Annotated in this window: 9 protein-coding genes; 7 read left to right on the plus strand and 2 right to left on the minus strand. The window is 74.0% G+C overall.

Features of this window, described 5'->3' with window-relative positions:
• A partial coding sequence (locus WMJ97_RS12545) for an alpha-L-rhamnosidase C-terminal domain-containing protein (RefSeq protein WP_347349338.1) occupies window positions 1-1263 on the plus strand: 1263 nt, incomplete at its 5' end.
• A 3-nt stretch (window positions 1264-1266) separates the two neighbouring features.
• Here the strand turns inward: WMJ97_RS12545 and WMJ97_RS12550 are convergent.
• The gene (locus WMJ97_RS12550) at window positions 1267-3195 is read right to left on the minus strand and encodes a penicillin-binding transpeptidase domain-containing protein (RefSeq protein WP_347349339.1); all 1929 of its coding nucleotides are present in this window, start codon (window positions 3193-3195) and stop codon (window positions 1267-1269) included.
• A gap of 109 nt (window positions 3196-3304) precedes the next feature.
• On the opposite strand from WMJ97_RS12550, the gene WMJ97_RS12555 reads away from it, so the two are divergent.
• From WMJ97_RS12555 to WMJ97_RS12565, 3 genes are all read left to right on the plus strand, one after another.
• Complete coding sequence (locus tag WMJ97_RS12555; protein WP_347349340.1) at window positions 3305-4786, plus strand: PQQ-binding-like beta-propeller repeat protein; 1482 nt, start codon at window positions 3305-3307, stop codon at window positions 4784-4786.
• 166 nt (window positions 4787-4952) lie between these two features.
• Window positions 4953-5168: a hypothetical protein gene (locus WMJ97_RS12560; RefSeq protein WP_347349341.1), complete on the plus strand. Its 216-nt coding sequence runs from the start codon at window positions 4953-4955 to the stop codon at window positions 5166-5168.
• 1 nt (window position 5169) lies between these two features.
• Window positions 5170-5967 (plus strand): sugar phosphate isomerase/epimerase family protein, encoded by a 798-nt coding sequence (locus tag WMJ97_RS12565; RefSeq protein WP_347349342.1) that lies wholly within the window; start codon window positions 5170-5172, stop codon window positions 5965-5967.
• Between the two features lie 15 nt (window positions 5968-5982).
• Here WMJ97_RS12565 and WMJ97_RS12570 read toward each other — a convergent pair whose 3' ends face one another.
• Window positions 5983-6540 carry a TetR/AcrR family transcriptional regulator C-terminal domain-containing protein gene (locus tag WMJ97_RS12570; RefSeq protein WP_347349343.1) on the minus strand — a complete coding sequence of 186 codons (558 nt, stop codon included), beginning with the start codon at window positions 6538-6540 and terminating at the stop codon, window positions 5983-5985.
• Between the two features lie 80 nt (window positions 6541-6620).
• Here WMJ97_RS12570 and bioA point away from each other — a divergent pair, with 80 nt between their 5' ends.
• From bioA to WMJ97_RS12585, 3 genes are read left to right on the plus strand one after another with little or no spacing between them, the layout of a single operon-like run.
• Window positions 6621-7925: an adenosylmethionine--8-amino-7-oxononanoate transaminase gene (bioA, locus tag WMJ97_RS12575; RefSeq protein ID WP_347349344.1), complete on the plus strand. Its 1305-nt coding sequence runs from the start codon at window positions 6621-6623 to the stop codon at window positions 7923-7925.
• Window positions 7915-8610 (plus strand): dethiobiotin synthase, encoded by a 696-nt coding sequence (bioD, locus tag WMJ97_RS12580; protein ID WP_347349345.1) that lies wholly within the window; start codon window positions 7915-7917, stop codon window positions 8608-8610. Before bioA ends, bioD begins: the two co-directional genes overlap by 11 nt.
• Window positions 8607-10037, plus strand: a complete 1431-nt coding sequence (locus tag WMJ97_RS12585; protein ID WP_347349346.1) for an APC family permease — start codon at window positions 8607-8609, stop codon at window positions 10035-10037. The genes bioD and WMJ97_RS12585 overlap by 4 nt, the downstream gene beginning before the upstream one ends.
• The last annotated feature ends 48 nt before the right edge of the window (window positions 10038-10085 follow it).

The raw sequence follows: 10085 nt of genomic DNA on the forward strand, positions 1-10085 counted from the left end.
GTCGTCTCGTTCGGCGGCGTGTTCAGCGACGACATCCACTGGGGCGGGGCGCTGATCTCGATCCCGTGGCAGCTGTACCGCGAGTACGGCGACAAGGCGACGCTGGCGTCCGCGTACCCGGCGCAGCAGCGGTACGTCCGGTCGCTGCAGGCGCGGTCGTCCGGCTATCTGATCTCGTTCGGCCTCGGCGACTGGATCACCCCGGCCAAGGGCCGACAGACCCAGCTCACCGTCTCGATGGGCTACTACGCGGCCATGCGCCGGATGGTCGACAACGCGACCATCCTCGGCAAGCCGTCGGACGCCGCGGCGTACGCGGCGACGGCGTCCCAGATCAGGGCGGCGATCAACGCGAAGTACTACCGGGACGGGCTCTACGGCTCCGAGCAGGCGACGAACGCGATGGCGGTCGCGCTCGGCATCGCGCCGGACGCCGAGCGCGCGAAGGCGTCCCTGGTGTCGGTGATGCAGGGCTGGCAAGGGCATTTCAACACCGGCGAGATCGGCCTGGCGTACCTGTACGACGCGCTGCACGCGATCGGACGCGACGACCTCCTCTGGACGGCCGCCATGCAGAGCACGGCGCCCTCCTTCAAGTGGTTCGTGACGTCCGGGTCGCCGGCGCTGCCGGAGGCGTGGTCGGGCATGGACGGCGGCTCGTCGCTCGCCCACATCATGCTGGGCTACCCGGCCCAGTGGGCCTACACCGGCCTGGCCGGCATCGGGCAGGCGTCCGACTCGGTCGCGTACAGCCACCCCGTCATCCGGCCGGCGGTGTTCACCGGGCCGGACAAGGTCACGGTGACCCGCGAGACGGTGCGGGGGCGGATCGGCGTCTCGTGGACGAGGTCGGGCGGCACGGCGTCCGTGACCGTCACCGTCCCGGACAAGATCGGACGCGCGACGGTGATCCTGCCCTCCGGCACGCGGGACGTGGGCCCGGGCACGACGACCCTGACCACCACCCTCGGGGCCCGGCCCTACGCCGCCGCAGCCTTCGGCGTCCCGACCGGGACCCTGTGGAAGCTGCCCTGGTCGGCTGCGATCTGGGGCACCGTCGGCGCCAAGGTCAAGACGATCATCTACGCGCAGTGGCAGGCGACGGGCTTCACCGCCCCGAAGGTGGCGCTGCCGCCCGGCTCGCGGGTGTGGAAGCGGCGCACAGCCGCGACGATCTACGTCACCGACCCGGCCGGCGCGGTGCACGCGCTGACCGCGGCCGAGTGGAAGGCGCTCGGCTACCCGAAGCCCACGATCGTCTGACGCCTACCGCAGCGCCGCCGCCCGGGTGAGGAACTGCTTCAGCAGCGGCCCGGCGGTCTTCGCACCGGATTCCCCATCCTCTACGAAGACCGCCACCGCCAGGTCGCCCTGGATCGCGATCATCCACCCGTGGAACCGGACCGGCGCCGCGCCGTAGCTCGCCGTGCCCGTCTTCGCGATCACCTGGCCGCCCGGCGTCCCCTGCAGGAACGTCGCGCCGCCGGTCGTCACCACGCCGCTCATCAGCGACCGCAGCTGCCCGGCCTCGGACGCCGTGAGCGGCCGCGCGGGCGCGGCCACGGCGTCCGGCTGCTCACCCTCGACCAACCACGGGCGCACCGCCTCGCCCTTCGCGATGGACGCCGCGACCGTCGCCATGCCGAGCGGCGACGCCAGCACCTTGCCCTGCCCGATCATGGACGCCGCGTGCTCGACCGTCGGCGCGTCGCCCGGCACCTCGCCGAGCACGCCCGGCACGACGAGATCGGGCGCCACGTTCAGCCCCAGCGCATCGCCGGCCGCGCGCAGGTCGGCCTGGGACACCTTGTCGCGGTTCGAGATGAACGCCGCGTTGCACGAGTGCGCGAACGCCGTCGAGAACGGCACGCTGCCCAGCGCGGACGCCGGGTACCCCTGGAAGTTGTCGAACCGCATGCCCTCGACCGTGATCGACGGCGTGCAGGCCACGCGGCTGCCGGGCGCGATGCCGGCCCGCAGCATCGCGAGCCCGCTCACGGTCTTGAAGGTGGAGCCCGGCGCGTACTGGCCGAGCGTGGCGGTCGAGTAACCGCCGCCGCCCTGCCCGGACGCCGCCGCGAGCACCGCGCCGTCGCTCGGCCGGATCGCCACGATCGCGGACGCCGGCTTCACCGGCCCGAGCACCGCCTCGGCGGCCTGCTGCAGCCCGACGTCGATCGACAGCGCGAGGTCGCGCCCGTCGGTCTGCTCGACGCCGTACAGCTCCCGCCCCGTGCCCGGCCGGTCGCGCAGCTCGGCGAGCACCTGGTACCCCGCCGAGCCGCGCAGCACGTTGTCGCGCCGCGATTGCAGCCCCGTGAGCCCGACGAGGTCGCCCGCGGCCACGGCGCCCTGGGACTTCTCGATGATCTCGGGCGTGGCCTCGCCGACCACCCCGAGGATCGGCCGCGCGAACGACGGCGTCAGCCCCAACGGACGCACCGTCTTGATCGGCCGCACCCCCTCGATCGCGACCGCCTTCTCGGCCTGGGCGGCCTGCATCGGGTCGTTGTCGCGCAGCACCGCGGCCTCGACGTACGCCTTCGGGCCGGCCTTCTGCACGCGCGTCGCGTAGCGCTCCGCATCGAGACCGACCACGGACGCCAGCCGTCGCGCCGCCGCGACGGCGGCCGCCGCGTCCACCGTCGTCTTGTCGACGCCGACCCTGGTCGCGGGCTGGTTGTAGGCCATGCGCGCGTCGCGCGCGCCGACGATCGCGCCGCGGGTCGGCAGCAGCCGGCGGCCGCGCAGCCGCTCGTCGCCGGCCAGGCCGGGCGCGACGACGGTCGGCGCCCAGGACGCCCGCCAGGCGCCCCCAGGGCTGCCCGCGGTCGAGAGGGTGACGGTCGCGTCGTACTCCCAGTCGGGGTGCCCGGCGAGCAGCGGCCAGCGGTAGTGAAGGACGGCCTCGGCGCTCGCCCGGTCGGGCCCGAGGCGCACATCGCCCACCGTGACGGCGGGTTTCGCCGCGATGCCGCGGGTGATCGTGGCGTACTCGGCCGCCGGGTCGACCCCGGCGGTGACGTGGAAGCCCGCGTTGTCGAGCGCGCCCCGGGACGCCTGGTCGGCGATGCGCTGGGCGAGCGCGCGGGCGTCCCGCTCGGCGGAGCCCTGCCACCAGACGACCGCGAACGCACCCGCGGCGACGAGCGCGACGGCGACGACGGCGGCCACGATCTTGTGCGTGCGCGACATGCCCCCATGGAAGCACACGGGTCCGACACGTCCGGAGAGATTCGGCGCCGGGGCCGATGATCGGCATGATGGTCCGCGCGGGGGCCACCCCGGGAAAGGAGGTCCGGCCGTGACCGAGTCCACCCCCTCCGGCGACGCGCCCGGCTTCGCACCCCCCGGCGACTCCCCCGACTTCGCTCCCCCGGACGCCTCCCCCTCCTTCCCGCCGCCCGCCGGCCCCGCCGTCGGCGGCGCGGCACGCGACAGCCGCCCGCACCGGCGATCCTGGTTCTCCCGGACGCCCCGGACCCCTCGGAGCGCTCGGACCCCTCGAGCGTCCCGGCCTCGGACCCGCCGCCGCGGCCGGCTCGCCACGGCGCTCACCGCCGCGGCCGCCGTGTGCGTGCTCGTGGTGGCGCTCGCGGTGACGCGGCCCTGGGACGTCCAGGTCACGCACGTCGCCCCGCCCCTGCCGGACCTCGCGTCGACGCCCCGCCCCGCCTGGACCGTGAGCCTGGGCGACGGCGTCTGGGCGGGGCGCGTGCTCGACCCCGGCCGCACGCACCCGCGCCTCGCCGACCGGATCCTGATCGACTCGCTCGACTCCGACGGCCACCTGACGGCCGTGAACACCGAGACGGGCGCGGTCGCCTGGCGCTCGCCCCAGCTCTACGACGCGCGGTGCGTGCTCGGCCACCCAACCGCGGTCGCGTGCCTGGTCAACGGGCAGATCACGCTGTACGACGTCGAGGACGGCCGCAAGCGCGACTCGTTCGCCGCCCCCGCCGCCGTCACCGGGCTCGCCGCGACGGACGCCGCCGTCTTCGCGCTCAGCTACGACCAGACCGTCAAGTCCCCGGTGACGCTGCGTCGGCTCGGCTGGAACGGCTCGGTCGCCTGGACGCGCGAGATCGCCCCCGCCGGCGACTACCTCGCCGACCGCGAGGGCCCCGCGCTCACGCTCGACGGCGACCGCATCGCCGTGACCGCGCAGGGCCCCGGCGGCGTCTCGGACGCCCGCGGGCTCGTCGTCAAGACGTCCGACGGCGCGCCCGTCGTCGCCCCCGGCTCCTACTCCTTCGCGGCCACCGGCGAGCTCGCGCTCACGCGCGACGACCAGACCACCCAGCTTTTCGACCGCGACGGGCACCCCGGCGTCTCACTGGGCGGAACACTTCTGCCCCTCGCGATGGACGCCGCCCGCGCCGACGCGCCCCTCGTCGCCGCGACCGAGGACGGGGTCACGCGCTTCGCGCCCAACGGGACGCCCCAATGGACGTCCACGGACGTCTCGCTCCCGAGCGCGGCGTGCGGGTCCGCGGTCCTCCAGGCGATGGATGGCCGCGTGACGGCCGTGGATGCGGCGTCCGGCGCGAAACTCTGGGAGGCGTCCGGCGGCATGGACGAACCCCGCCTCACCTGCGACGGCCCCCGCGTGGTGGCCACGTTCGACTCCGACGCCGCCCCCGATCCGAGCGATCACCCCGCCGCGGTCGCCTACGACCTGCGGTCGGGGGACGTGGTGTGGCAGGTCGCTGGGCTTCACCGGGTGTTCACGACCAGCCGCGGAATCGTCGACGCCGAGGCTGGATCGGCTACGCTCTATCGCTGAGCCGGAACCGCGACAACGCCTGTTCGTAAGGAATCTGAGCAATGCCGCTCACGCCGTCCCACCCCGTGATGCAACCCGATGCGTTGTGGTTTGACCACTCCGCTCGAGGGCGCATCATTGTATGTGGAGAGTGAACTCTCCACCGAGCAAGAGAAAGTTCGAACCCATGGGCAAGTACGACCTGCACACCGCCACGATCGGTGACCTCCTGCAGGATCCGGACGCGTTGGCCCTCATCGACCAATACGCGCCCGGTCTCGCGGCCACCCCGGCCGTCACGATGTTTCGCGGCATGAATCTCGAGTCCGCGCTCGGGATGGCGGGCGGGTTCCTGCCCGCCGACAAGGTCGAGGCCATCCGGCTACAGATCGAGAGCCTCTGACGTGTGGCCCCTCAGCGGCTTCACCGATGAAGCCGCCTGGAGCCTGACACAGCAAATCGCTCTCGCGCGCGACGCCGGCCTCGACGGGATCGAGCTGCGGCGGGCCGGCGGGCGTCCGGTGGTGCGCTGGTCGCGGGCGGCCGTCCTGCGCGCCCGTGCCGCGCTCGCCGACGCGGGCCTGCAGGCGTCCTGCGTCGCGACCGGCATCGGCAAGGTGGGCCTCGGGCAGCCGCAACGCGCCCGCGTCGCCGAGCTCGACCGCGCGATCCGCGTCGCGCACGCGGTGGGGACGCCGTATGTACGCGTCTTCTCGTTCCGGGTGCCGGCGGGCTCGGAGAACCGGCACCTCACCCAGGCCGTCGACCGCCTCGGCGAGCTGGTGCGCCGCGCCGAGCAGGCGGACGTCGTGCTCCTGCACGAGAACGAGAAGGGCATCGTCGGCTCGTCGCCCGAGCGGTGCGCCTCGCTGGCGGCCGGCATCGACTCGCCGCATCTGCGGCTCATCCTCGACCCGGCGAACTTCGTGCAGTGCGGGTATCGGCCGGCGTCCGAGGCCTACCCGGCGCTGGCCCGGTGGGTCAGCTACCTCCACGTGAAGGACGCGGTCGCCGCGACCGGGCGCGTCGTGCGGGCGGGCGAGGGGGACGCCGAGTGGCCCGCCCTGCTCGCCGCGCTCCGCGCGGACTCGTTCGTGGGCACGGCGTCCGTGGAGCCCCACCTGGGTCTTGGCGGACGCGGCGGCCCCTGCCAGCCGCGCACGTGGCGCTCCGCGGTGGACGCCTACCGCGGTCTGCTGTAGCGGCCCCGTTCGCCCTCAGCCCTCGGCCGGGAGCCGGGCCACCACGCCGTCCAGGATCAAGGCGACGCCCAACTCGTATCCACCGTCGCCCCCCACCTGCCCCGGCTCCGCATGCCCGAACCGGGCCGAATCGAGCCGCGCCTGCTCCTCGGCGACGTAGCCGAGTACGAAGTGCAGCAGCGTCGCCGCGGCCGCGCGGGCCTCGTCGGGCGGCAGCCCCGCCGCCGCGAGCAACGTCGCGGGGTGGCGCGTCGGGTCGTGCCGGCTCAGATCGAAGCCCCGGGCGGTGGCCACGAGCTCGGCCGAGTCGCGCAGCGAGAGCAGCACCCGGCGCAGGTCGCGAGCCCACTCCTCGATCGCCGGGCGCCACCGCCCCAGCGGCTCGCGGACGTCCGCGAGGATCAGGTCGGCCACCCCGCCCAACAGCGTCTGCTTGTCGGGCACGTGGTTGTAGAGGGCTCCCGGCTGCACGTCGAGGGCCGTCGCGATGCGGCGCATGCTGAGATCCTGCAGGCCGTACTCCGCCAGGATCTCCCGGGCGGCCTCCAGGATCGCGGCCGTGCTCAAGGGCATGGCGGCAGCGTACCGCGAGGGAGATGAACGACATTTTCATCATCGTGAACGGTGTTCATTTCGCGTGGTAGGTTGCGCCCATGACCCGCTCCGCAGACCTGCTCGCACAAGACCGGGCGCGGCTCTGGCACCCGTACGCGAGCCCGTACGGCGTCGATCCCCTGTACCTGGTGCGCGAGGCGTCCGGGTGTCGGCTCGTGCTCGATGACGGTGCCCGCACCCACGAGGTCGTCGACGCCATGGCGAGTTGGTGGTGCATGATCCACGGCTACCGCCGCCCCGAACTGGACGACGCCCTCGCGCGGCAGGCGTCCCGCTTCAGCCACGTGATGTTCGGTGGCCTCACCCACGAGCCCGCCATCGCGCTCGCCGAGCACCTCCTCGCGCTGGCGCCGGCGGGGCTGACCCGGGTGTTTCCGGCCGACTCGGGCTCGGTCGCCATGGAGGTCGCGCTCAAGATCGCCCGCCAGGTGGGCTGGAAGGCCGGGCGCACCCGCTTCGCCGCGCTGCGCGGGGCCTACCACGGCGACACATGGGGCGCGATGTCGGTGTGCGACCCCGACGGCGGCATGCACGCGATCTACGCCGGGCAGGTGCAGCAGCACGTCTTCCTCCCCCGGCCGCCGCGGTTCGACGCGCCGCCGGACGCCGTCTCGGCGTGGGAGGCCGAGGCGTCCGCCCTGATCGAGGAGCACAGCCGCGAGGTCGCGGCGATCGTGGTCGAGCCGATCCTGCAGGGCGCCGGCGGCATGTGGCCCTGGGCTCCCGCCGCGCTGCAGCACCTGCGGGCCCTCGCGGACGCCCACAGCATGCTGCTCATCGCCGACGAGATCGCCACCGGGTTCGGCCGCACCGGACGCCTGTGGGCGTGCGACTGGGCGGGCGTCCGGCCGGACGTGCTCGCCGTCGGCAAGGCCATGACCGGCGGCTACCTGACCCAGTCGGCCGTGCTCACCACGGACGCCGTCGCGCGCGGGCTGGCCGAGTCGCCGGCGGGCGTCCTCATGCACGGACCCACCTTCATGGCCAACCCGCTGGCCAGCGCGGTGAGCGTCGCGTCGCTGGGGCTGATCGCGTCCGGGTCCTGGCGCGACGACGTGGCGCGCGTCGAGCGCGTGCTGCGCGCCGAACTCGCGCCGCTGGCGTCCCACCCGCGCGTGAGCGAGGTCCGGGTGCTGGGCGCGACCGCCGCCGTCGAGCTGACCACGCCGGTCGACCTGCCGGCAGCGACGCGCGCCGCCGTCGCGGCCGGCGTCTGGCTGCGCCCCTTCCGCAACCTCGTCTACGCGATGCCCCCGTACGTCGCCTCCGACGCCGAGTTGCGCACGATCGCCGGCGGCATCCGCGCCGCCATCGACGCCCAGGAGGACGCTCATGACCACTGACCTCGCCCACGGCATCACCCTCGTGACCGGCACGGACACCGACGTGGGCAAGACCGTCGCGACCGCCGTCTTCGCCAGCCACCTCGCCCAGCGCGGCGTCGACGTGGTCGTCTGCAAGCCGACGCAGACCGGCGTCGTCGGAGACGAGCCCGGCGACGCGGCCACCGTCGTCGCCTTGGCGGGCTTGCCCTCCAACCGCGTGCTCGAGTTCGTCCGGCTGCCCGAGCCGCTCGCCCCCACGACAGCGGGACGCCGCGCCGGCGTCCCGCTGCCGGGTGTCGCCCAGCACGCCGCGCGCATCGCCCGGCTGGCCGAGGAGCACGAGGCGGTGCTCGTCGAGGGAGCGGGCGGCGTCCGGGTGGGCCTAGACGACGAGGGGCGCGATCTGCTCGACCTCGCCGACGCCCTCGCCGCGGCGGGCACGCCGTGCCGCTTCGTGGTCGTCGCCCGGGCCGGGCTCGGCTCGCTGAACCACACCGCCCTGACCTGCGACGCCATCAGATCCCGCGGGCACGAGGTGACCCGCCTCGTCGTCGGCTCGCTGCCCGACGAGCCCGACCTCGCCGAACGCTGCAACCTCTCCGAACTGCCCCAGGCCGCCGGCCTGACGACCCTCATCGCCCTCCCCAGCGGCCTCGGCTCCGACGCCGCCCGCCTGCGGGACCTCGCCAGGAGCATCGCATGACCGATTCCCGATCCGCCGCGACCCGCACCGCGCCGAGCGCCGGCTCTGCCGTCCCGGCCGTCCCTGAAACGCCCGTCGCTACTCCGGACGCCGACGCCGAACTGCTGCGGCTCGGCTACCAGCCGTCGCTGCGGCGCAACCTCGGGCTCGGGGCGCTCCTCGTCTACGGCCTGTTGTTCTTCGTGCCGATGGCGCCCGTCGCCGTGTTCGGCATCGTGGTCAACCGGTCCCACGGCGTCCCGATGCTCGTCTACCTGGTCGCGGCGGCGATCATGGGGCTGTCGGCCGTCAGTTACCGCGAGATGGCCCTGCGCTTCCCGGTGGCGGGCTCGGTGTACGGGTACGTCCGGCTGTCGACCAACCCGTTCTGGGGCTTCGTCGCCGGCTGGCTGATCCTGCTCGACTACATCCTCATGCCCGCCCTGCTCACGATCCTGTCGGCCGTGGCGCTCGCGCACATCCTGCCCGGAATCCCGCCCGCCGTCTTCGCCGCCCTGTTCGTCGGGGCGTCGCTGGCGATGAACCTGCGGGGCCTCGAGATCACGACGCGCATCGGTCTCGTGCTGCTGGCGATCCAACTCGTCGTGATCGGGCTGTTCGTCGCGATCGTGCTGGCCGCGGCGGCCGCGGGGAAGATCCACCTCACCGCTGAGGCCCTGTGGCGGCCCGAGACCTCGTGGGCGGCCGTGCTGTCCGCCGTCCCGATCGCCGCGCTCAGTTTTCTCGGCTTCGACGCCGTCGCCACGCTGAACGAGGAGGCCCGCGGCGGCGGACGCGCCGTCGCCCTGGCGACGTCGCTGCTCCTCGGGCTCATCACGGCCCTGTTCTGCGTGCAGCTCTGGGCGGCGTCCGTGGTGACGAACGCGACCTCGTTCGCGGAGGGCCCGGCCACGAACAGGGCGTTCTACGTGGCAGTGGACGCCGTGGCCCCGGCCTGGTTCACCCCCGTCTTCACGCTGACGAACGCGTTCGTGGCGATCTTCGCGTGCCTGGTCGTCGCGCACGCGGCCTCGGCGCGCCTACTCTTCGCCATGGGCCGCGACGGTGCGCTCCCGCCCGCGTTCGCGCGGACCAACGCCCGCGGCGTCCCGACCGTCGCCACCTGGGTCATCGGCCTCATCGCCCTCGCCGTCTCGGTCGGGTTCGCGGAGAAGGCCGAACTAATGACCTCGCTCGTGACCTTCGGCGCGATGTCGTCCTACGTGCTGTTGCACGCCGGGGTCGTGGTCCGCTGCCTCGGGACCGAACGGTCGCGCCGCTGGCTGACGCACCTGATCGTCCCGGTGCTCGGCGCGGCTGTCCTCGTCACGGCTCTCCTGCGCAGCAGCGCGATCACGCTGGCCGTCGGGTTGGGCTGGCTCTCCCTCGGACTCGTCGGCTACGCGGCGTGGGCGGTCATCCGGCGGCGGGGTGGGCGTCGCGCATGAGCGATCGTCCGTGCGTGGGGCCGCTCGTCCTGGCACAGTGGGACGCCT

Source organism: Nigerium sp. (genome assembly GCF_039811905.1).
Taxonomy (GTDB): domain Bacteria; phylum Actinomycetota; class Actinomycetes; order Propionibacteriales; family Propionibacteriaceae; genus Propioniciclava.